The 23711-nt window shown below is 39.3% G+C and carries 22 protein-coding genes, 1 pseudogene and 1 riboswitch; of the genes and pseudogenes, 7 read left to right on the top strand and 16 right to left on the bottom strand.

The annotated features are described in order from the left end of the window. The first annotated feature begins 1 nt into the window (after window position 1). The 3 genes from QUE09_RS05245 (at window position 2) to bla (ending at window position 3550) form a co-directional block, all read left to right on the top strand. Window positions 2-1411, top strand: a complete 1410-nt coding sequence (locus QUE09_RS05245) for a TolC family protein (RefSeq protein WP_286235150.1) — start codon at window positions 2-4, stop codon at window positions 1409-1411. A gap of 15 nt (window positions 1412-1426) precedes the next feature. Then, a complete protein-coding gene (locus QUE09_RS05240; protein WP_286235149.1) occupies window positions 1427-2446 on the top strand; it encodes a zinc-binding dehydrogenase in 1020 nt (339 codons plus the stop codon). Between the two features lie 213 nt (window positions 2447-2659). Then, window positions 2660-3550, top strand: coding sequence for a class A beta-lactamase (bla, locus tag QUE09_RS05235; protein WP_286235148.1), 891 nt, complete (start codon window positions 2660-2662; stop codon window positions 3548-3550). A 96-nt stretch (window positions 3551-3646) separates the two neighbouring features. Here bla and cobD read toward each other — a convergent pair whose 3' ends face one another. From cobD to trmJ, 14 genes and pseudogenes are all read right to left on the bottom strand, one after another. Then, a complete protein-coding gene (gene cobD, locus QUE09_RS05230) occupies window positions 3647-4666 on the bottom strand; it encodes a threonine-phosphate decarboxylase CobD (RefSeq protein WP_286235147.1) in 1020 nt (339 codons plus the stop codon). Window positions 4667-4685: 19 nt separating this feature from the next. Then, complete coding sequence (locus QUE09_RS05225) at window positions 4686-5687, bottom strand: CobD/CbiB family cobalamin biosynthesis protein (protein WP_286235146.1); 1002 nt, start codon at window positions 5685-5687, stop codon at window positions 4686-4688. A gap of 5 nt (window positions 5688-5692) precedes the next feature. Beyond that, window positions 5693-6274, bottom strand: a complete 582-nt coding sequence (locus tag QUE09_RS05220; RefSeq protein ID WP_286235145.1) for a histidine phosphatase family protein — start codon at window positions 6272-6274, stop codon at window positions 5693-5695. Window positions 6275-6317: 43 nt separating this feature from the next. After that, entirely contained in the window at window positions 6318-7733 is a 1416-nt protein-coding gene (locus QUE09_RS05215; protein WP_286235144.1) for a cobyrinic acid a,c-diamide synthase CobB, read from the bottom strand. A 2-nt stretch (window positions 7734-7735) separates the two neighbouring features. Beyond that, complete coding sequence (locus tag QUE09_RS05210; RefSeq protein ID WP_286235143.1) at window positions 7736-8341, bottom strand: hypothetical protein; 606 nt, start codon at window positions 8339-8341, stop codon at window positions 7736-7738. Window positions 8342-8522: 181 nt separating this feature from the next. Further along, window positions 8523-8726, bottom strand: a riboswitch (cobalamin riboswitch). A 259-nt stretch (window positions 8727-8985) separates the two neighbouring features. Further along, on the bottom strand, window positions 8986-9324 hold the full coding sequence (gene fdx, locus QUE09_RS05205; RefSeq protein WP_286235142.1) for an ISC system 2Fe-2S type ferredoxin: 339 nt from the start codon (window positions 9322-9324) through the stop codon (window positions 8986-8988). 18 nt (window positions 9325-9342) lie between these two features. After that, window positions 9343-11205, bottom strand: coding sequence for a Fe-S protein assembly chaperone HscA (gene hscA / locus QUE09_RS05200; RefSeq protein ID WP_286235141.1), 1863 nt, complete (start codon window positions 11203-11205; stop codon window positions 9343-9345). 38 nt (window positions 11206-11243) lie between these two features. Continuing rightward, entirely contained in the window at window positions 11244-11771 is a 528-nt protein-coding gene (hscB, locus tag QUE09_RS05195) for a co-chaperone HscB (RefSeq protein ID WP_286235140.1), read from the bottom strand. A gap of 61 nt (window positions 11772-11832) precedes the next feature. Beyond that, window positions 11833-12156: an iron-sulfur cluster assembly protein IscA gene (gene iscA / locus QUE09_RS05190; protein WP_286235139.1), complete on the bottom strand. Its 324-nt coding sequence runs from the start codon at window positions 12154-12156 to the stop codon at window positions 11833-11835. Between the two features lie 12 nt (window positions 12157-12168). Next, the gene (iscU, locus tag QUE09_RS05185; protein ID WP_286235138.1) at window positions 12169-12552 is read right to left on the bottom strand and encodes a Fe-S cluster assembly scaffold IscU; all 384 of its coding nucleotides are present in this window, start codon (window positions 12550-12552) and stop codon (window positions 12169-12171) included. A gap of 28 nt (window positions 12553-12580) precedes the next feature. Beyond that, window positions 12581-13795 carry an IscS subfamily cysteine desulfurase gene (locus tag QUE09_RS05180; RefSeq protein ID WP_286235137.1) on the bottom strand — a complete coding sequence of 405 codons (1215 nt, stop codon included), beginning with the start codon at window positions 13793-13795 and terminating at the stop codon, window positions 12581-12583. 37 nt (window positions 13796-13832) lie between these two features. Further along, on the bottom strand, window positions 13833-14333 hold the full coding sequence (iscR, locus tag QUE09_RS05175) for a Fe-S cluster assembly transcriptional regulator IscR (RefSeq protein WP_286235136.1): 501 nt from the start codon (window positions 14331-14333) through the stop codon (window positions 13833-13835). Window positions 14334-14525: 192 nt separating this feature from the next. Continuing rightward, a pseudogene (gene cysE / locus QUE09_RS05170) lies at window positions 14526-15344 on the bottom strand (serine O-acetyltransferase); the annotation flags it as partial. A gap of 21 nt (window positions 15345-15365) precedes the next feature. Then, the gene (gene trmJ, locus QUE09_RS05165) at window positions 15366-16091 is read right to left on the bottom strand and encodes a tRNA (cytosine(32)/uridine(32)-2'-O)-methyltransferase TrmJ (RefSeq protein WP_286235135.1); all 726 of its coding nucleotides are present in this window, start codon (window positions 16089-16091) and stop codon (window positions 15366-15368) included. A gap of 330 nt (window positions 16092-16421) precedes the next feature. Between trmJ and suhB the strand changes: the two genes are divergently transcribed. Continuing rightward, window positions 16422-17225, top strand: coding sequence for an inositol-1-monophosphatase (suhB, locus tag QUE09_RS05160; protein ID WP_286235134.1), 804 nt, complete (start codon window positions 16422-16424; stop codon window positions 17223-17225). A gap of 37 nt (window positions 17226-17262) precedes the next feature. Here the strand turns inward: suhB and QUE09_RS05155 are convergent, their stop codons facing one another. Beyond that, entirely contained in the window at window positions 17263-19545 is a 2283-nt protein-coding gene (locus QUE09_RS05155) for a sensor domain-containing protein (protein ID WP_286235133.1), read from the bottom strand. 204 nt (window positions 19546-19749) lie between these two features. On the opposite strand from QUE09_RS05155, the gene cobA reads away from it, so the two are divergent. The 3 genes from cobA (at window position 19750) to QUE09_RS05140 (ending at window position 22288) form a co-directional block, all read left to right on the top strand. Then, entirely contained in the window at window positions 19750-20547 is a 798-nt protein-coding gene (gene cobA / locus QUE09_RS05150; RefSeq protein ID WP_286235132.1) for a uroporphyrinogen-III C-methyltransferase, read from the top strand. Between the two features lie 222 nt (window positions 20548-20769). Next, window positions 20770-21192, top strand: coding sequence for a MerR family DNA-binding protein (locus QUE09_RS05145; RefSeq protein WP_286235131.1), 423 nt, complete (start codon window positions 20770-20772; stop codon window positions 21190-21192). Continuing rightward, on the top strand, window positions 21185-22288 hold the full coding sequence (locus QUE09_RS05140) for a permease (protein ID WP_286235130.1): 1104 nt from the start codon (window positions 21185-21187) through the stop codon (window positions 22286-22288). Before QUE09_RS05145 ends, QUE09_RS05140 begins: the two co-directional genes overlap by 8 nt. Before the next feature lie 104 nt (window positions 22289-22392). On the opposite strand, the gene QUE09_RS05135 is transcribed toward QUE09_RS05140, so the two are convergent. Beyond that, window positions 22393-23580: a phospholipase A gene (locus QUE09_RS05135; protein WP_286235129.1), complete on the bottom strand. Its 1188-nt coding sequence runs from the start codon at window positions 23578-23580 to the stop codon at window positions 22393-22395. Window positions 23581-23711: the final 131 nt, after the last annotated feature.

Genomic DNA, 23711 nt, shown 5'->3' with positions numbered 1-23711 from the left:
CATGTTGAAAACCAATTTACTGTCAATGACTAAAAACACAATATCTTTATTAATACTGTGCACAGTTACAGGCTGTGCAAGTTATAATGATAACCTCTCACACCAAGCGCACCAGCAGAAAGTAGCGCACTTTATCACAGATAGCGATATTGCATCGCAGTTAAAGGGCGCAAGTGAAATAAATTGGTGGCATCAATTTAATTCACCGCAATTAAATCAACTGATTTCTGACGCGCTAACCAATAACTACGATTTAAAAACGAGCCAATTAACGCTGAAAAGTACGCTAGCCCGTCTAGGCGCAGAAAAAACGCAATATTTGCCACAGGGTGGTTTAACCGTAAAAAGCGAACGCACAAGTAACGATGGAACACTTTCGCGCAATAGTGCCGCAAGCTTGGGTATAAATTGGCATTTAGATCTATTCGGACGGATATCTGCACTGGTTGACGCCGCAAACGCATCAGCGATGAGCCAAACAGAGCAACAACGCTTACTTCAGATAGAAGTTGTGTCTTCTGTAATCTCTGGATATATACGCTATCAAGGTTACCTTCAAAAACACTACATCATTTCGCAACAAATAGGTGCTTTGCAGCAGAGTATTAACGTTTTGCAAGCAAGTGTTGATGAAGGTGTGGCAAGCGAACTCGACTTAAACCGAACCAAAGCTCAACTAAATCAACAACAAACCTTAGTACCAGAAATAGCATACCTTTTGCAGCAAGAACGATCAGCGTTAGCGTTTCTTACCGGCAAAACTTTAAGTGATCTTTCGCTAATCGATGAAAGAAAGCTTATTACGTTTGATTTAAATGTGGAATTAGCTCAGCCCAGTAATGCTATTGCTTTACGCCCTGATATTAGCAAAGCACTTTATCAATTTAGTCGAGAAAACTCACTGAGCGTTGCAGCAACCAAGGCACTTTTCCCAGATATTAGTTTAACGGCATTTGCGGGTGTTTTAAGTCCGATTAGCACGCGGCTAACTAACACGCACCAACAATGGCAAGTATTGCCTGAAATTGAATGGTCGTTACTAAGCTACCCTGCACTGTTAGCTAAGCAAGAAGCTCAGCACTATTTAAGTGAAGCAGCCTACAATGAATACCAAAAAACCGTATTACTTGCCATTAATGAGAGTGAGTTAACACTGCAACAACTCTTAAAAGAGTACAGTAAAAGACGATTTGCCGATAATCGTTACCATTTCGCTAATAAAGCTTATTTACAAGCGCAAGCTATGTATCAAGAAGGACAAGTTCCTTATTTATCACTGCTTGACGCAAGGCAAGAAGTTTTGACAGCAGAAGAAAACGCTCTAGATTCTGCAATTTCAACTTTACTCACGAAAGTAAATGCTTATCATACCTTCAATGGTCGTTGGAGTTATGCACTAGCCAGTCTTTAAAAACATGAGTAATTTATGCCTGATGTAACAACTAAAAAATTTGATATTCCTAAAGCAATGAAGGCAATCGTCTTAGAAGCGCCAAATAAGGAAATTTCATTAACGACTGTTGAATGGCCCGTGCCTACCTGTGTAGAAAACGAGCTTTTGATTAAAGTTGAATACGTTGGGCTTAATCCTTTAGATGGCCAGTACGCTATAGAGGGGTTTTGCCAATGGCAATACCCTCATATTTTGGGTTTAGATGCCGTAGGGACAGTTGTTAATGCCCCTAAAGGACTGATTCCAACGGTCGGCGACAGAGTTATGTGGCATGCTAGTTTAGCAGATCAAGGCGTGCTAAGTGAGTACACCAAGGTACCCAATTATGCGGTATCTGTAGTCCCTGATAATGTTGAACCGTGCCAAGCGGCAACCTTACCTTGTGCAGGTATGACAGCATTAATTGCCTTGGACAAATTACAAATTATCGATGGCGACACCCTGTTAATAGAAGCAGGTGCCGGCGCTGTTGGACATTTCGCGATTCAATTTGCAAAACAACGCGGTGCTGACGTATTCACGACCGCTGCCAAACATAATCATAAACGCTTGAAGTGTTTAGGCGCCGACGCTGTCTTTGATTATCAAGACAAAAAACTTTGCGATAAAATTTGTCGGGAGCTTGGCCCACAAGGGTTTGATGCCATTTTGGATTCTATTGGCGGAGAAACAACGCTTCGAGATTTAGAGTTATTGCGCTTCTGCGGTAGAATCGCATGCTTGAAACCATTACCCGAAATTTCACCAGAATTGCTGTTCAAAAAGGCTCCTAATATCAGTATCGTTTCATTAGGTGGTGCTTGGCTTGCTAATAGCTTATGTGCGCAACAACACATGAGCTTTATGAGTAAATTATTACTTGATGGTGTCGCCGATGGTTCAATACATCTGCCAGAAATCTATAGTGTTGACTTCGATGAAAAGGCTATTTCTGATGCACTTAATAAGCAATTGTCAGGCGGCTTTACGGGGAAGTTTATCGTTAAAATCTAGTAACTATTATGCACTTATTAGCGACAAAGAACTTTATTAATATTCATTAAATTCAACAATTTAGTATCATTTAAAGTATTTATTAAGTAACGCCATATTTTTGCCACAATTCGTCATAATTTGAACATTGCATCACGACGACTTACCGATATACTGAACACGCTGACTTCAACACATATTTATGCCTTACCAAAGCAAGGAACCACTCGCGATATGAACGTTTTAACCAATGTATTTACTTCTTTCTTCACCATTATTTTATTGGCAACAAGCATTATTTTTGCGAGTACTTTTTCAGTGCATGCAAACGAAATAATAGACAGTATAAAAACGCAAGAACAGCGATTAAAAGCCAATATCGGTGTCGCGGTTTATGATATCGATAAAGATAAACTCTGGCACTACAATGGTGATACTCGCTTTCCTTTTATGAGTACCTTTAAAGTACTCGCATGTGCCAAATTACTAGCAGATGTGAATAACGGCGTTCAATCGCTCGATACCAAAACAGTCATTACTAAAGATTCACTCATCTACTGGTCACCCATTACCAAACACATGATTGGTGAAAAGATGTCTCTTAAACAAGCCTGTTCAGCAACCATGACCATGAGTGATAATACCGCAGCGAATATAATACTGGATGGTATTAACGGGCCTGCGGCATTAACAGCGTTTTTACGTTCAATCGGTGATGATGTTTCTAGGCTCGATCGCATTGAGCCTGAGTTAAACAACGTAGATAAAGGAGAGTTAAGAGACACTACAACGCCGAAAGCGATGGCGATGTTATTACATAAAATATTGTTCGGTGATGTACTTACACCATCATCAAAAGCACTGTTAAAACAATGGATGATTAATAACAAAGTGACGGGGGCGTTATTGCGCTCAGTACTTCCACAGCACTGGTCTATTGCTGACCGTTCTGGTTCAGGAGCATATGGGTCTAGGGCTATTGCTGCAGTTGTTTGGTCAGAAACCAGAACCCCTTTGATTATAACAATCTATTTAACCCAAACCGAGGCGACATTGAAAGAGCAAAATAAAGCCATTGCAACGATCGGCAAAACAATCTTCAGTACTTATCATCATAAAAGTTAATCCAGTGCGGAACTGTTTAACGAAACGAGAATTCAATAACGTTAATAATGGCATAAATATGAGCATCGAAATTTAAAATGGTTCTCGATTGTTCTGTTAAGGAAATAATCTAATCTGGCCAAGTGAGTTCGACAATCGTTCCATATCTTCTGGTTTAGGTATACCAAAACGCAACGAATGTTGATCATCCGTCAACCTTACATAAACCCCTTGTTGACATAAACTATCATACATATACATCGCTTGACTTTGATTGTTTAGATTCACCGTTAAAAATAAATCAGTGCCATTAATATCATCACCAAAATAGTTAAGTAGTAGCTTTTTTAATGCTAAACGTTGTTGCGAAAGCTTTTCTTTTTGTTGTGCTTGCCACTTCGCATCTTGCATTGCTTTTACAGCTATAAACTGCGCAGGGCCATTTACTTGCCAAGGGCCAAGATGTTCCGCTAGCAACGTTAACCATTGTTGATTAGCAATGATAAAGCCGATACGCAGTCCAGCTAAACCAAAAAATTTTCCAAATGATTTAAGTACCAATGTATTGTTACCATTAATGTATCCAGACATTGACTGGTTTGGCGTTATCACATCCATAAATGCTTCATCAATAATGAACAAACCTTGTCGCTCAGTAACTGCTCGCTGATAAATTGTTAACGTACCACGGCTGAATAATTTTCCAGTGGGGTTGTTTGGATTGATCACCACCAACACACAATTCGATGTTAATTGCTCTAGTGCGGGTAACTCATCATAATACCAATGCACTTCAAAACCCGCGTTCCCCCATGCTTGAGCATGCTCTTTATAACCCTTAAAAGGTAAGTAAACCTGTGTTGATTTTCGATTCTGCTTTTGCCATAGCGTTGGAAGTATACTGATAATCGCTTGACTACCATTACTAACGAGTACGTTATCGCAATGATAGTATTGTTTAGCTGCCGTTAATAGTTCAGGTGAATACTGTGGTAATTGTTGCCAAATTATCTGGGGAATAGCTGGAACAGGGTAGCTGAAAGGTGCAATACCAGTAGAAAGATCTAGCCACTCATCGACAGGAATATGGTACTGTTCAGAAACTTTTCGTAGTTGCCCACCATGCGTTAAAGCCATATTTTCTCCAGATAAACGGCTAAAAAATGTAAACCCATAATTGATAACTCACAACGAAAAAAACAAAGAGAGAACTCGCTCGTTGAACAAGCTTTATACTTTTAGGAATATCTTCTATATCAACCGCTTGACCGCATCCCATTAAGGTTCCCTGTAACGTTTGACCATGATATTGCGCGCAACCACCTATCGTACGATGCATTACGGTTGCGCCTGCTGCCATCACCCAGCCGCCATTGTGACTTTTATACTGTCCACCTTGTTGAAAAGCATTTTTAAGTGCCAGTAGCACTTGTCCTTGTATCGCATATAATACAGTACAAACTTTTCCGGAAAAAAAACCGAGCAGATCGTCTAATCGTGCACTCGCATAACCAAAAGACACATATCGAGCGCTCTTATATCCCCACATCGCATCTAAGGTATTTGCTAATCGATGAACAATCACCAAAGGGATGCCACCAATAAGGTAATACGTTAGTGATGCAATAACACTGTCATGACCATTTTCTAATATTGACTCTACCGTTGCCCTTGATAGTGCTTTTGGTGTAAGTGTACTTGTTTCTCGACTTACTAAGTACCCCGTATAATGCCGCGCAGCTTCCAAGTTATTCTGTAACAGGGGCTGATAAACTTGCATACCGTGTTCTTTCAAACTTCTGAGCCCTAATGCTAAATAAAGCATAATTGCATCAACAATTATCTGAATAACGACACTAAAATTACTAAAATAAAAATAATAAATCATGGGTACTGGCAACACTAATAACAACCAAGCGATTAAACCAATAAACTGACTAAATTTACTGCGCTTCAATATCCGATCATTAGACGGGTAAGTGCTAAAATTAGGGTTAAGTTTTTCTTCTAACGCTGCACTTAAACGACCAAAAAATACAAGATAATGATATTTTTTGGCTTCGCCTAATTGCGCATCTAAAAATAAAGCAAGTACTAAGGTTAAGGTTACAGCAAACGCTGAAAGCATTGAAAGATTAAACTCAAATAAATCAAACATGCCAGTTAATTTACTTGTTGAAAAAACGGCGCAGTAGGTTGATAGTTCAATGTTATAACACAGCCGTTTTGATAAAGTTCGTAAGCATTCACCTCTGACTTTTCACCTAACATTGCCAATAGGCACCTTAATGCCTCACCATGAAAAATAACCAAAATCTTACGACCTAAATATCGTTGACTAATATCTTTTAACGCGTGATATATTCTTGCGCTGCAAGCATTAGCACTTTCTCCATTACGAGGAGTAAAATCGGTTACTTGCTTTAAGGCTTCGTGATATTCAGGGTAACATGCAATTTCTTGTAGTTTTTTTCCTTGCCAGTCACCAAGGTTTCGTTCCATCAAACGCGGTTCAACGACATCGTCAACTTTTAACATTGTTTGGCAGATACGTGCCGTAGCTTTTGCTCTTTCTAACGGTGAAGACACAATAACATCAATCTTTTGATCGATCACATGTGCTAAAATTTGCTGCGATTGAGACTTACCAAGTTCCGTTAACCCGCTATCTAAGTGCCCCTGAAATCGCCTCTCTTTATTCCAATATGTTTCGCCGTGACGAGCTAAAAATAAGACTGTTTGCAATTAACGTTTCCTTTCGTAGGTATAAACATAACGCTGAATATGCTCAACTGTACGTGTTATTTGTGTCAACGCCGTTTTTAAATAACTGTAGCGTTAATTGAGGGTTACTTGGAAAATACCAGTGCATGTACGATGCGAGAATATTTTTGTATCGATAAACATATTCCCCTGCCCTTTCACTGGGGTGATGTTTGCTTTGAGAAAAGGGCGCAATCTCAATATTAGCACGAGAATAATGAAAGCTATGTCCACGTATTACCTGTGTTGATTTTGACGACTCAGTGCACATAGGTAGTTCAACCGATTGTGATCCTATAGCGGCGAGTTTTTCCTGCATCACCGCCTTACCAGGCACAAGGCCGGCCATTGGATAACATTGGCCATCAAGATCAGTTAACTGGTCTAATAGATATAACATACCACCACACTCTGCGATAATAGCCTTACCGCTTTCTACGAACGCAGTAATATCATGTAAAAAGGTGGTATTATTACTCAATTGCTCAGCGTACAGTTCAGGGTAACCTCCCGGGATGTACAAAATATCACCGTTAGGTAACTGCCTATCGTTAAGTGCGGAACAATACACAATATTTGCACCTGTTTGCTGTAAGAAAGCAATATTTGCAGCATAGATAAAACTAAAAGCACTATCTTTTATAATAATGATCGTTGTGCCAATCAATGTACCTTCAATTAGCGCATACTGACTGTTATTTTCTACATCATAAAATGTAACTGCTTTCGGTAACTCCGTTAATGCTGTATGTTCAATATGACTCGCTGCAATATCGAGTTGTTTGTCAATATTATCGAGTTCTTGAGCTTGTACTAACCCTAAATGACGTTCAGGTAGCGAGATGTTGGCATCGGTAGGTATACGACCATAAAAACAATAATTATCTGGTAAGCTCATTGCCAATAGCTCTTCATGCCGCTCGCTGTTAACTCGATTTGCTAACACGCCCGAAAATGGTAAGTCAGGTCGAAAATTAGCTAAGCCATGAGTAACCGCCCCAAACGTTTGAGCCATTGCTTTAGCATCAATCACCCCGAGCACAGGAATAGCAAAATATGTAGCTAAATCAGCACTACTTGGTGTGCCGTCAAATAGCCCCATGACACCTTCAATTAAAATGAGGTCTGACTGTAAAGCGGCTCGATAAAGCAACTCTTGACAGCCTTGTTCACCCACTAGCCATAAATCCAATTGATAAACCAACTCACCACTTGCCTGTCGTAATATCATCGGGTCGATAAAGTCTGGACCAACTTTAAATACTGTTACTTTACGCCCTTGATTACGGTGATAACGTGCTAATGCTGCCGTAACCGTTGTTTTACCTGATCCTGAATGCGGCGCAGCTATCACTAATGCAGGACATGTTGCGCTATCGCTGTTTGTACGACAAGGCTTTGATTGGAAAACATGTTCACTTTTATCTGTTGTCCGCTTCATTTTTAAACCTTACCATTCCTTAATTTTGCAATGAGTTTATTGGTAAAAAAATGGTTCATGGTAAAGTCCAAAACAAAGGCAACAAATACGTAAAAAATAGGGTTTGATATTGATCGTAAGTAATATTTATCTACACGCGAGGTATATTCTGCCCACGATAAGTTTGAAAAATTGCCTGAAAATACGTAATAGCTACCATTTGAAATGAAGAATGCAATCGAGCTAGCAACAAATAAACCTAATGCAACTTTAGCAAAGTTCTTTAGGTGTGATGTTTCATACCACATAGGTTTTACATATCTCCCTATGCTAAACATTACGCCATAACTTAGCACTAAAGCAGGGTAAGATGTAGTGATACAGTCACCAAATTGTCCACGCATATACGAAGCACCAAGATCTATGGCAACCGTTAACAGATAATAAAACCAAAAGGCCTTTATGCTGCGTAAATACATTCCCGCTAAAAAAAACACCGCTATCGAGGCACTTGGCAGATTATGCAAACTTGAAAAATGTTGCCCACGCGTAGCGAGTAAAAGTAACGTAAGGATAATAAATATGGCACTTAAAATACCATATGCATGTGTAATCTTGACTGATTTCATAACATTCCCGTTATTGAAAATTAAATTTCACGGTGTTTGAAATCAAAGTTGAGAACGGTCGAAGAGTCAGGTCATTTTAACATTACAGACAGTAATCGTATCAATGCATCCATAGGTAACATTCGTATGCACCTTGGATTAATTACAACCATTTACAGCTCTGAATACCGCCCACCGCAGTTGTCGAGTAATCGTTTAGGCCGGTCTCCGGACTCCTGATCATCGCGTCTGCAACACCTTCCCATATTTCGAACCAAACGTAATGACTCGTTTCTAAATACAGTGGTTTTGTTGCTGCTCACAGTTACCGTTGCGGGGGCAGTACTGGTTTTTCACCAGTTTCACGTTTCATCGTCAATAAACACCGTTCACTATATATGAACTTATGATTATCTAAGACACCTAAATCAGCGCTGATACTACGTGATAGCTGCCGTTAGTTCAACAGTTAATGAACTAAAACGTCTTGTCGATAAAACAGGGAAACAACTTAATTGATACCGTTAAAAATACGTTTTACGGGCAAAGCCCCCTACTGAACGAGCACCACCTCACTATGGGGGTTAACATTGACAATAAAAAAAGGGTAATAACATCACTGTTATTACCCTTTTTTTATTGTCAAAGCTAAATACTTAGAAGCCTTAGTGATTCTCAGATACCATATTGACGGTGTATCTTGGGATCTCAACAACTAAATCTTCATCTGCAACAATAGCCTGACAGCCAAGGCGAGATTCAGGTTCTAGACCCCACGCTTTATCTAACATGTCGTCTTCAAGTTCGTCACTTTCTTCTAACGAGTCAAAGCCTTCACGGATAATGACGTGACATGTTGTGCATGCACATACTTTTTCACAAGCATGTTCAATATCTATGTCATTTTTCAACGCAACATTTAGTACACTTTCACCCTTTTCCGCTTCTAATACGGCACCATCAGGGCATAATTCTTCATTCGGTAATACGATAATTTTTGGCATGATTGTCTCTTTACTCTACTATAAGTCGTCAACCGTATGGCCTGACAATGCTTTATTAATCGAAGCATCCATTCTGCGTTCTGCGAATGTCGCTGTTTTTATATTTACTTTCTCAATCAATTTTTCTATTGCGTCAGTATCCTGCCCTTGGCTAGCCTTAGCAAGATCTGCAAGTGCATTTTCTATCGTAGAAACTTCTTGTTCAGAGAGTAATGCACTATCTGCAGCTAATGCTGCGTTGACTGATTCTATAACACGAGCGGCTTCCACTTGTTGCTCTTTAAGCATACGAGCTTGCATATCTACTTCTGCATTTGCTACTGATGCCTTCAGCATTTCCGCAATTTCATCGTCCGCTAGACCAAATGAAGGCTTAACTTCAATGTTTGCTTCAACGCCTGTTGATTTTTCCATTGCATTCACGGCAAGTAAACCATCTGCGTCTACTTTAAATGTAACACGAATATGAGCTGCTCCGGCAGCCATAGGTGGAATGTCATGTAATTCAAATCGTGCAAGTGATCGACAATCATCAACAAGTTCTCGTTCACCCTGCAATACGTGAATGGCCATCGCTGTTTGACCATCTTTAAACGTTGTAAACTCTTGTGCCTTGGCGACAGGAATCGTTGTGTTACGTGTGATCACTTTTTCAACAAGCCCCCCCATAGTTTCAAGGCCTAATGATAATGGAATAACGTCAAGTAATAACATATCACTGTCAGGTTTATTACCTGCTAATATATCCGCTTGAATTGCGGCGCCTATAGCGACAACTTTGTCTGGGTCAATAGATGTTAGTGGTGTTTGTTTGAAAAAACTTTCTGCTTCAGCGCGTACCAATGGAACACGGGTCGAACCACCAACCATGACCACTTCTTTAACATCTTGAGCACTAATGCCGGCATCTTTCAATGCTCTGCGACATGCACGCATTGTTTTCGTTACTAACGACTGAATCAACTGTTCAAAAGCTACTTTAGTGATTTCACCCTGCCATAATTCATTATTTTCAAGTGTTAAGGTAAAGTCATAGGTATCTTGTGACGATAATGCTTCTTTCGCCTTCGTGGCTTGCTCCAGTAGCTGACGTTCCATCGATGTTGATAGTGGACGAGATAAACCAGCACGTTCAACCATATGATCTACAAGTACAAGATCAAAGTCATCCCCTCCTAGCGCAGAGTCACCACCTGTTGCCAATACTTCAAAAACACCTTTATTTAAGCGTAAGATAGAAATATCGAAGGTACCACCACCTAAATCGTATACAGCAATAACGCCTTCTTTGCCACTATCTAAACCATATGCCACTGCAGCTGCTGTTGGTTCGTTTAGTAATCTTAATACATTTAAACCCGCCAATTTCGCCGCATCTTTAGTACTTTGGCGTTGTGCATCGTCAAAGTAAGCAGGTACAGTTATAACAACGCCCGTTAACTCGCCACCTAGTGCTTTTTCAGCTCTTTGACCTAAGTGTTTAAGTAATTCTGCTGACACTTGAACAGGATTTATTGTACCACTTCGCGTTTGAATACTAGGATGAGAATCATCACCGCAAAATGCATAAGGTAATGATGGATACTTCGCTTGAATATCTTGTAAAGAACGACCAATTAATCGTTTCGCTGATACTATAGTATTTTCAGGATCCGATACCGAGAACGCTTTGGCATCATGCCCTACTAATGTTTCGTTCTCTTGATAACTAACAATCGAGGGTAATATATCTTGTTGATTTTCGTTTGTTATCGTTTCGGCTAAACCGCTTTTTACCGTCGCGATTAGCGAATTTGTAGTACCTAAATCGATACCTACAGCTAATTTATGTTCATGAGGCACAGTACTTTGACCAGGTTCTGCAATCTGTAATAACGCCATTGTTGGTCTCTTTAACTCTGTCGGTTTAGTTCGGTAGGTTAATCGTCAAACAAAAGATCTTCTAAACGATCCAACTCTACATGTAATTTTTGATAAAATTTCAGTTTACGCAATAACTCACTCGCTTGCTCATTTGACTCTTGTGTATTTTCTAAAATTGCGGCTTGCATTGCTTTTAAGTGCTGTTCAAATTCTACTTCCAGTACTTTAGATGCTTCAAATATTGCACTATCAACATCATCAGCAGATTTTACGTCATCAAGCATTTCGCGCAACTCCATCTGCCTCATTAAAAACATGTTATCACTAAAAGACGCTTGTTCACTTGGCATACTAACATTGCGCAATTCAAGCATATATTCCGCACGTTTTAGCGGTGTTTTTAGAGTTTGGTATGCATCATTAATGAGCGTAGATTTTTTTGCGGCTAACAACTTATCTTGACCGCCAGCGTGCGCAAAGCGATCTGGGTGTACAGTTTTTTGAATAGCTTGGTAACGTTCAGTTAAGGTATCCAGATCTACGGAAAAACTTTCTTCTAATCCGAATATTTCAAAATAGTTCACGGTTGTCACTTCGTTTAGATTAATGAGCGTATTAGCAAGTAAGCTTGGCAAAAGCTAACGTTTAAACGTTAAAGCTTTCACCACAACCACACTCACCCTTTGCATTTGGGTTTGTGAATTTAAAGCCTTCATTTAATCCTTCTTTGACAAAGTCTAATTCGATGCCATCGAGGTATACAAGGCTTTTACCGTCAATAATGATATTAACGTCATCAATTTCAAACATCTTGTCGTCTTCATTTAACTCATCTACAAATTCAAGTACATAAGCTAAACCAGAACAACCCGTTGTTTTTACGCCTAATCGAAGACCAAGCCCTTTACCACGATTAGTGATAAACGACTTGACTCGTTCGGCTGCTGCCGGTGTCATTGAAACTGTCATTCAATGCCTACCTTATTCACCGTGTTTGGTGCGGTAATCTTCAATCGCGGCTTTGATCGCATCTTCCGCTAAAATAGAGCAGTGAATTTTCACTGGCGGCAATGCGAGTTCTTCAGCGATGTCAGTATTCTTAATACCTGACGCTTCATCAATACTCTTACCTTTAACCCATTCGGTTACAAGAGAACTAGACGCAATTGCAGAACCACAACCATAGGTTTTAAATTTAGCATCTTCAATAATACCTTCTTCGGTAATTTTTAATTGAAGCTTCATCACGTCACCACATGCTGGAGCACCAACCATTCCAGTTGCCACTTGCGGATCTTCTTTGTCAAATGAACCTACATTACGAGGGTTCTCATAATGATCAATTACTTTTTCACTGTAAGCCATAATATTCTCTCCTGATAACGCGAACGTATTAGTGCGCTACCCATTCAACTGAATCTAAATCAACGCCATCTTTAAACATTTCCCAAAGCGGAGACATCTCACGTAAATGTGAAATCGCTTTAGAAATAATACCTATGGCGTAATCAATTTCTTCTTCGGTAGTAAAGCGACCAAAACTAAAACGAATTGAGCTATGTGCCATTTCATCGTTTAATCCTAGTGCGCGTAAAACATATGAAGGTTCTAAACTTGCTGATGTACATGCTGAGCCGCTTGAAACCGCTAAGTCTTTTAACGACATTATTAACGATTCACCTTCAACAAAATTAAAACTGACATTTAAGTTACCTGGGTAACGTTTATCAAAGTCACCGTTAACAAATACCTGCTCTAAATCTTTAATTCCGGCCCATAAGCGATCACGCATTGCCGTAACATGCGCTAAGTCTTGCGCCATTTCTTCTTTTGCAATTCGACATGCTTCACCAAAACCAACAATTTGATGTGTTGGTAATGTACCACTTCTCATACCGCGTTCATGACCACCGCCATGCATCTGCGCTTCTAATCGCATGCGTGGTTTACGGCGTACATACAACGCACCAATCCCCTTAGGACCGTACATTTTATGTGCAGAAATAGACAGCAAATCTACTTTTAGGTTTTGCATATCAATAACAATTTTGCCAGCACTTTGCGCAGCATCAACATGAAACGCGATCTTACGAGCGCGGCACATTTCACCTATTTCAGCAATATCTTGGATAACACCAATTTCATTATTTACGTGCATAATGCTCACAAGCACTGTGTCATCACGAAACGCTGCTTCTAATTTCTTAAGATCAATCAAACCATTGTCTTCTGGATCTAAGTATGTCACTTCAAAACCTTGACGCTCTAATTCACGACAAGTATCCAGTACCGCTTTGTGCTCAGTTTTACAGGTAATAATATGCTTACCTTTTTTACTGTAAAAATTCGCTACACCTTTGATTGCCAAATTGTTTGATTCTGTCGCACCAGAAGTAATGACAATTTCACGCGGATCGGCATTAATAAGATCTGCAATTTGATTTCTTGCGATATCAACTGCCTCTTCAGCCTGCCAGCCGAACTTATGCGAACGAGATGCCGGATTACCATAACAACCATCGGTTGTCAGGTATTGCATCATTTTTTCAGCAACACGCTTATCTACTGGTGTCGTTGCTGAATAATCAAAATAAATAGGAAGCTTCATTGGCTAACTGTCTCCAACTTAATCAACATACACTGCGCTAACAGTTCTGTATTATGTTCGTTGCGATTAGGGTCTCATGTGCGTGTTTTTCGTCACGCTTTTGCAAGTTGTCTTGGCGCTCAGAGACCTGCTTAACATTTCTTTGTTCGACAAGTTCCGATAAAGAAATGCCTTGTAAAAATTCTTCGATTCGATTGCTTAAATCTGTCCAAAGTGAATGTGTTAAACACTGATCACCCGACTGACAATCTCCCTTCCCGCCACATTTTGTAGCATTAATACTCTCATCAACAGCTGTAATAACATCAGCTACATAAATTTGAGCAGAACATTTTCCTAAGCGATACCCTCCGCCAGGACCTCGAATACTATTAACAAGCCCATGCTTGCGTAATCGAGAAAATAATTGCTCTAGATAGGATAAAGAAATCCCCTGACGTTCAGAAATATCAGCTAAAGAAACTGGCCCATCTGCTGCGTGTATTGCAACATCAAGCATCGCTGTAACGGCATAACGCCCTTTAGATGTGAGTTTCATTCTCTACCCCAATAAAATCGCCGCGCAATTTTACATAACCTTATAAAATAGTCAAATAAATACCTGAGCAATATAGTCAAGTATTGTACAGAACTTAGTATAATATGCAATGAATACTTGAGCAAATTACTCAAGTATTTTTAAGGAAGAGTACGAAATTCTCAAAAGAATAAAACTAAGCCACACAAATCATTAAATTTCAGGATCAAATGACGTTATTCTTTCTTTACGCCGTGTTGCTGCTGCAGCTTCATCTTCAACAAACTCTCCAACGCGTAATTCAGGCAAGGCATCTTGGCACACTTCTCCACCCATGCGATTTATCTCTTTGCAAAGGTCAGCGACTTTGTTATCCATTAGATGAACATGGTCAAGTAATCGGCCAATCGCCTTAGCTACTGGATCAGGATTATCTGCAGAAACAGCGTATGCATCAAAACCATACTTTTCAGCAGCTTTTTCTCGAAACTCATCAGTACTTGTTTTCTTGGCGTTAACTATTTTTCCAGGAATACCTACTGCTGTTGCGTTATCAGGTACATCTTTAACGACAACAGAGTTTGAACCTACCTTGCCATAATCACCAATTCGAATAGGGCCTAGCACTTGTGCGCCTGCACCGATAACAACATTATTACCTAACGTTGGATGACGTTTGCCTTCTTTCCAGCTTGTTCCGCCTAACGTAACACCATGGTATAGCGTTACATCATCGCCAATTTCTGCTGTTTCACCGATAACAATCCCCATACCATGATCAATAAAGAATCGACGACCAAGTTTAGCACCAGGATGAATTTCAACACCAGTTAGCCAACGTGAGAACGTTGAAAGTAAGCGTGCAAGTAACTTCCAGTTATTGCGCCAAAGTTTATTGCTTAACCGGTGGATCCAAATAGCATGCATACCAGGGTAATTGGTCAGCACTTCAAACGTATTCCTCGCTGCAGGATCGCGATCAAAGACACTTTTAATATCTTCTTTGATTCGACTAAACATAATTTCCTCTTCCTTAAAACAACTGGTGGCTGTTTATTTCTTTGCTGATTTTTCAACTGATGACAAAATACCACGCCACATTTTAACTTCTTTACTATCAGGTCTTGCACGATTAATAAAACGGCGCAATTTGGTCATCACTAAACCTGGATGACTTGGCACAATAAAGCCTGTCGCTTTTAATGCTTTTTCAAAGTGCTCAAACATTCTTTCTGTTTCATCTACGACCGGATAATCTTCAATATCATTCGTTTCATATTGCTCATTTTGTTTAGCAAGATATGCCATTCGCACTTCATAGCTCAATGTTTGCACTGCCATTGCTAAATTGAGTGAGCTATATTCTGGGTTTGCAGGAATTTGCACATGAAAATGACATAACTGTAATTCTTCATTTGTCAGCCCACTACTTTCACGACCAAAAACTAATGCGACCGGATAGTTTTCAGTTTCAGCGATCATCTTTTCACCACAAGCTCTTGGTTCAAGCATGGGCCAAGGTAAAGTGCGAGAACGAGCACTAGTCCCCACGACAAGTCCACAATCGGAAACAGCTTCTTCTAGTGTATTTACAACGTTAGCATTTGCTAATACATCTGTTGCTCCCGCAGCGAGCGCTTGCGCTTGACCATTAGGCAATTCAATAGGGTCAACTAAATAAAGCTGTGTTAAGCCCATCGTTTTCATTGCTCGTGCCGCAGAACCTATATTGCGACAATCTGAAGTGTTTACTAAAACAATACGTACCGAATCTAACATTACCTTAAAATCTCTTTACTTGGTTAATCAGCAATTCAAACAACCTGATTAACTATCTAGATGGCTAAAATTGTCGATAATGTTACCACAAAAACGATAACGCTGTACGCTAAAAAAAGCACGGAAATATTGTCTTTTCCATAGAGCTTATCTTTCTGAATTATGATGATATTATCTATCAATGCACTTGCAGAACATAATTTAACCAACTAACTTTCTTAGGACGCTCGCTTTTATAAAACGTATTTGCTATAATCCGCCGCCGAATTCAGAGTGTTGGATTCGAGATTCGTTCTTTTACAAAGCTGTTTAAACTATTAAGGTATTGTTATGCACCCGATGCTAAATATTGCTGTGCGCGCTGCGCGTAGTGCTGGAAATATTATTTCTCGTTCATTCGAACAAGCAGATAAACTTGAAATTGAATCAAAAGGTATCAATGACTTTGTGACAAACGTTGATAAAATGGCAGAACAAGCCATTATTGATACAATTCAAAGATCTTACCCTGATCATGCAATTATCTGTGAAGAATCTGGTGTTATTAAAGGTAGCGATGAAGACTACCAATGGATTATCGATCCTCTTGATGGTACAACAAACTTTGTAAAAGGCATTCCTCACTTTGCCGTTTCTATCGCATTAAAAGTTAAAGGTAAGCTTGACCAAGCAGTTATTTTTGATCCAATTCGTGGCGAATTGTTCACAGCAAGTCGCGGTAAAGGTGCACAATTAAACGGCTTTCGTATTCGTGTAAAACAGCATAAAGAACTTACTGGTGCTATTTTAGCAACAGGCTTTCCTTTCAAACAAAAACAACACATGACCGCATATATGAATATGTTCCAAACGTTGTTTGTTAAAACTGCCGACATGCGTCGTGCAGGTTCAGCTGCCTTAGATTTAGCTTATGTAGCAGCTGGTCGCGTTGATGGTTTTTTCGAATTAGGTTTGAAACCTTGGGATACAGCGGCAGGCGAATTGCTAATTATAGAAGCTGGTGGTTTAGTCACCGACTTTGTTGGTGGCCATAATCATTCAACATCAGGTAATATCGTTGCAAGTAGTCCACGTTTATTAAAAGAAATTCTAAAAGATATACGTCCTCACCTTGGTGATGCACTTAGCAAATAAGCTTGCTAAAAACAAAGCGAACCAACAGTGTTGATCATTAACCTTGGTTCGCTTTACTAAGTGCTTCGACAGCATGTGTTTGCTCAGAAAAAAACGCAAGTAGTTTATCTTCTTCTAATGGTCTACTATACCAATAACCTTGTATTTCATCACAATGTAAAGACGATAAAATATCAACATGTGTTTTTTCTTCAACACCTTCTGCAATCAGTTTTAAACCTAAACTTTTTCCTAAAGCTATGATGGTTTTAATAATGGCTTTATCTTCATTATTGTTATGACAATCTCGCACAAACGACTGGTCTATTTTTAACTTATCAATTGGAAATTGCTTAAGGTAACTTAAGGAAGAATAGCCTGTGCCAAAATCATCTATCGATAGTTGTACACCAAGCTTTTTAAGCGATTGCATCATTGAGAGCGTATTTTCTTCATTGTGCATAAAAACGCCTTCAGTTATTTCTAACTCTAAATGACATGGATTTATTCCACTGTCTTTAAGCGCTTGTTCTACTGTTTCAATGAACAAAGGGTGAGAAAATTGTCGCGGAGAAACATTAACGGCAACAATAATATCCGTTATTCCTTGTTTGATGAGCTTATCTGCAAGCAAGCATGCTTCTCGCAAAATCCATTGACCAATAGGCACAATTAATCCCGACTGTTCAGCAAGAGGAATAAACTCTACTGGAGAAACAATTTGTTGATTGTGTCGCCAACGAACTAAGGTCTCTATTCCCGTAACTTTATGACTATGCAGAGAAAGCTGAGGTTGATAGACTAAAAATAGTTCATCTAAAGTAATCGCATTACGTAAGCTATCTATCAGCGCTGCTTTAGTTTCAGCTTGTACAGCAAATTCAGGCGTAAAAAAGCAATAATTTTCATGGGTATTTTGACTTGCTATCGACAAAGCAATATGCGCATTTTTCAATAGACTATTACTGTCGCTTGCATGAAGAGGATGCAGCACAAAGCCAAAATCACACTCGATAAAAAATTCACCATAGCGAGTAACCAGTGCTTTATCGGTATGTGTTGTAATTGTATCAGCTAATGCCTTAAGTGGCTCCTCTTCTGTGCAATCCATGCACAACAAAACAAACTCACCTTCGCCTACATGAAACAACGTGACGGCTGATGGGAGGTTTTTATTGATTGTTTTTGCTGCGCAACGAATTAATGATGTGATCGCCTCACCACCAAGTGTTGCTACCTTTTCGTTGAATTGGCGAATGCTGACAACTCCAAGCGCAAATTTTGCCCCGTGTTTAGTCAATGAGTTCAATTTTTCTTGCAGTTTATATTGATTGGGAAGACCTGTTTCTTGTGACGTAAAAGCCAATTGCTTTACTTCTTGCTGCGCTAAGACTTGCTCGGTCACATCTTTAATATGAATATCATAACAATCAAATTCTTGTAGCCAGTTAATGCTCACTTGTAAAATCTTGTTTTTCAATGTTTGTTCAATGACACAGTGATGATTATCAGATTTAGAAATAACCTGCTTTAAAGAAACAAAATTATCAGGGATAAGTGCAGCGACATTGTTTTCCGCTAGCCCTTCTTGTTGCAACAACTGTTTGCATGCTGGGTTGGCAAAAAGTACTTCACCTAGATTATTAACACTTATAATCGGGTTAGGATTACGTTGAGCAAAATGGGCTAAACGTGTGCTTTTTGTCTGCGTCAGAATATATCGCCTAATATACCAAGCCACGATAATGGCAGTTGCAATAATAAAAATACTATATAAGCCAACAAGTAGCGCAGTTTTATCTATCTGTTCAAGTGTTAGTTTATGACCGCTATCTACCTGCTCTGTTGTCATATTTTCAATACGCTTCAGCGTTGGCAACATGTTTATTCGTTTATCTGAAATAGTAGCAAGTATAACCCTTAATTGATCCCAATCTGGGTCTATCACATCCATCTGTTGATCAAACTGACGGAAAAGTTCAATGATTTCGTGCTGTTGCGACGTTATTTGTTGTGTTTCTTTAGCAATACTTTGCTGGTTTTTTAACGCATTTAGATGCATTGTAAACGTATTTTGAATGCTTTCAGAGGACGCTAAAAAAATATCTTGCTCTTTTGAGCGGTAATATTCATAAACGATACGCTCTTGTTCACTCAAGTCGGCAATAAGCTCATTTATTGCAGCAAGAATTGGTAAACGATTTTTAACCACATCAACGGTTTGGGTTTTTACTTGTTCATTGGCTCGATAAACCATAAACGACAATACCAATCCAAGTAAAAGGCTTAGCCCTGCTAATAATGAAGCTTTTAATAGGTATTTTTTAACCAGTAATTGCATGTATACCTTCTGCCATCGTTCTGTTTGATAATATAAATGATTAACCCGCTCCCTCTTTCAACCTTAAATGATTGCTTAGCTTTTGCAACATTTAACAAGAGGAAAAGCGAACATGTTATAAATTTGAACAAATTCATCTGTTCACGACATAGCGCGGTAATTAAGAAAACGATACAATACGTTCTTTTGATGCAATATTTAAGCATGTCAGTATATAATCCTCACAATAAACAACCCTTTCTCGGTGGCGAAGTTGCCCTCGTTGGCGCTGGCCCTGGGGATCCTGATCTATTAACAATTCAAGCATATCGTTTTATCACGCAAGCCGAAGTTGCCATATACGATAGATTAGTTAGCAAGGAGATCATGGCACTCTTGCCTGAAGATTGCGACTGTATCTATGTTGGCAAGAAACAAGCTGAACATCGTGTACCGCAAGACGGAATTAATCGCTTGCTTGTTGAACATGCTCAGGCCGGTAAAAAAGTGTTGAGGCTAAAAGGGGGCGACCCGTTTGTATTCGGCCGCGGTGGTGAGGAAGCTCTATATGCATTAAATCATGGAATAGCCTGTCATATAGTACCAGGAATGACCGCCGCGTCAGCGTGCACGAGTTATGTCGGCATTCCGTTAACACACCGTCAAACCGCTCAAAGCTGCACGTTTATTACTGGTCATGTTAAAGATTGCGGTGAGCTTGACTTACCTTGGCATACGTTAAGTGACAGTAAACAAACGATAGTCTTTTATATGGGTGTAAAAAGCGTGCCTGTTATTTCCCAACAACTCGCTAAAGCAGGTAGAGATAAAAATACGCCTGCAGCACTTATCTATAAAGGAACAACGCCTGAACAACGAGTTTTTCGCAGCACACTACAGTCGCTTGAAGCAACGGTAATAAACGAAAACATTAAACCACCAACATTAATAGTCATAGGTGACGTTGTTGGTATATTTGATGATGTAATGCTCAGTAATATTGGTTACTTAACACCCGCTTAATACGTTCCGTTTTACCTTTGTAAGTCACTGTTTTGAATTATTATATTAGTACTTTAAGAAAAATAGACTTCATCATTCCTTTTCTCTGTTCAAAAAATGCGTAGAATAACTGTTGACCTGTGAGTTGCTCATAGCTTTATAGTGGTATCAATCCAAATAGCAAAGCGCTTAGCGCTTTATTGACAATGGTATGATTTCAACATTGGTAAAAAGGAGTCAATTATGCGCGTAAAGCAACTTGCAAACCGCAATCATGTTAATGTTGATACTGTAAGACATTATACAAGAATAGGTTTACTAACACCGACAAGTGACCCCATCAATAACTACAAAGACTACAGTTTAGCGGATGAACAGCGTTTACAGTTTATTGTACAGGCTAAGTCGTTGGGTTTTTCACTCAGTGATATTCAATTGATTATTAACGAATCACAACAAGGAAACTCTCCTTGCCAAAAAGTACGTAAAATAATGCAACAACGATTAGCGGAAACAAAACGTAAAATTGACGCAATGCAGCAAACGTATAACAAAATGAAGAACGCCACAAACCGCTGGCAATCATTACCCGACTGCGTGCCAACAGGTCACCATGTTTGCCACCTAATAGAAGATCTTAATAATGGAGGTGAGCAAAGTGTCTAATTGTTGCGAGAGTAAAAAAGAACGCACACCAAACGTGCCACCTGAGCATAATCAACATCGAACACAATCGACAAGTTGTTGCAATACACAGCAATCATCGTTTGATTGGTTGTTATGGGGATCAACATTCTTTGTTGTTGTGGCTTTTATTGGTTATTGGTTACAAGAGCCCAGTGACAAATGGTATTACATCATGAGTCAAACCTCTGTTGAAATGATGCATGCAATGTGGATAGGTATGGCACTAGGTGTCTTTGCTGTGGGCTGGTTAAATAGAATTCCGCGAGATGTTGTCATCGCAACCTTAGGTCAAGGGCACACCAAAAAAGGACTCTTTAGAGCAACCCTAGCCGGACTTTTTTTAGATCTTTGTAATCACGGAATTTTAATGGTCGGTATGAAGTTATACGAGCGCGGTGCAAGTCTTGGACAAGTCATGGCTTTTATTATCGCTAGCCCCTGGAATTCATTTACATTAACACTCATTTTGATTGGCCTAATTGGTTGGCAATGGACTCTCGCCTTTATTGCCTTATCGCTAGTCATCGCTTGGATAAGTGGTTATATTTTTGATTGTCTTGAAGAAAATGGCACATTACCTACAAACCCAAATAGTCATACAATTGATGATGATTTTGATTTAAAAGCGGTACTTAAAACCTTAACTAAGGAAGCGGATTATACACCGAAAGCAACCTTTGCTATGTTAATTGAAGGTATTAAAGGTTCAAAAATGGTGTTTCGTTGGGTAATGGTTGGTGTCGTTCTCGTAGCCTTTGTACGCGCCTTTGTGCCACCAGAAAGCTTTAACGTTTGGTTTGGCGCTACGACGGGCGGATTATTACTAACATTACTCGCAGCAACCATTATTGAAGTTTGCTCAGAAGGTTCAACCCCCATTGCCGCCGACTTAGTAACGCGCGCTAATGCTCCTGGTAATGCATTTACATTTTTGATGGCGGGGGCAGCAACAGATTACACCGAAGTGATGGTCATTAAAGACACGATGAAAAGTTGGAAAATTGCACTATTTTTGCCCTTAATTACCGTTCCCCAAGTACTCTTTATTGGTTGGCTGATCAATAGCAACATATAGCCTTATGCAGAGTAAATATTTATGCAGTAATTTATTTTCCTATCAAGTTAAATTACAAATTACTGCATTTTTAATGCGTTAAGGTAGTCAAGAGCACCGCATAATCACCACAAATCAATTCCGATCATCCAGTAATGACTCTTTTCTTGATAAGTAGAGATATTTTCACCATACCCGTTGAAATAAGTCAGCTTTAGTGGAAATAAGCCAGCAAAGTGATGAATAAAATCTAAACGGTAAGACAAATTATTAAGTTTATTGCCAGAAGAGACAGTTAAACTCCACTCTGTATTATCAGCAAGGTAATCTAACCAATTTTGTTTTCCCTGCCCACTATAGCAGTCATTATCAGCTATATCCGCACAGCCTTGATAATCTAACTTTCTGTTTATAGTTAACTGAAAAGTACGATAGTCATAAACCTTATCTTTCGGGTTATCAATACCATTTAACCAATTAATATTTTCTTCTCTGCCCTTTACTGCACCAAGCCCTTGCCAATTAAAATAAGCTTTGGCAGTTAAATAAAAATCTGTTTGTACGCCAATACGACGGCCAAACAAATCTCGACGGTGCAATAACGTATACTTGGTAGACGCAGCGAGATAATCCCAGCCACGACTCAAGTAATCTGTTGCCATTGAACGAGCACGTTTGTGATTGTAAGCATCACTCAAGCAATTATCTGTTTGTTCGTCTCGACAAATTTTGTCGAGTAGCTCATCCACTTTATTATCAAAAAGGGGTTTATCATCAATCTCTTGACCATTAGATTCATGAAAATAGCCTAGTGAAAAGCTCTTATAACCACTATCTCGAGATTCATATTCATATTTATAAAAAATCCCTGGGTTTTGCTGTCGCGAAATAACGGGTGCCGAATAACGTGAGCCAAAATAAAAATCATATTGCCCAGTGTAAGCAAAGTAAACCGCCTGAGAACGCTCATCTGGTGCGTTTTTAGCACCAATGTCTACTAAACTGCCCCATAATGGGTATTTTATAGAAACTTTAAATTCTAAATGAGAACCATCAAGGTGCTTTTTATCTCGACCAACATAACCAAAATAAGACGGTTCGTATCCTGAGATACACCTGAAAAACATGCCTTTAGGGTGGCATTTTTTCTCTTTAAATGCTTGCCCACTTGTTAAAAGCTCTGCCCAAAAGTCTGTATCTTCTTCTGTTGCTGGCGTTGCTTGATTGTCTAGTTTCTCCGCATGACTTGCTAACGAAAAAATCAACGGAAGTAACGTAAGTAAGATGATTATATGGCTATTTACTTGAGTCATTTACTACATCCATGTCATGGTTGTTGTTATGTATCAGCCAAAACTAAAGAGAGTTTCCCGTTAATTTTGGCAAAATAGTTCACGTGATGAAGGCACGCCTATCAACGCAATCGCAAATTAATTGCATACAA

Origin of the sequence: Thalassotalea sediminis, assembly GCF_030295915.1 — a bacterium.
Classification (GTDB): Bacteria; Pseudomonadota; Gammaproteobacteria; order Enterobacterales; family Alteromonadaceae; genus Thalassotalea_C; species Thalassotalea_C sediminis.
The sequence above is the reverse complement of the archived record's forward strand: the minus strand, read 5'-3'. Positions and strand labels throughout refer to the sequence as shown.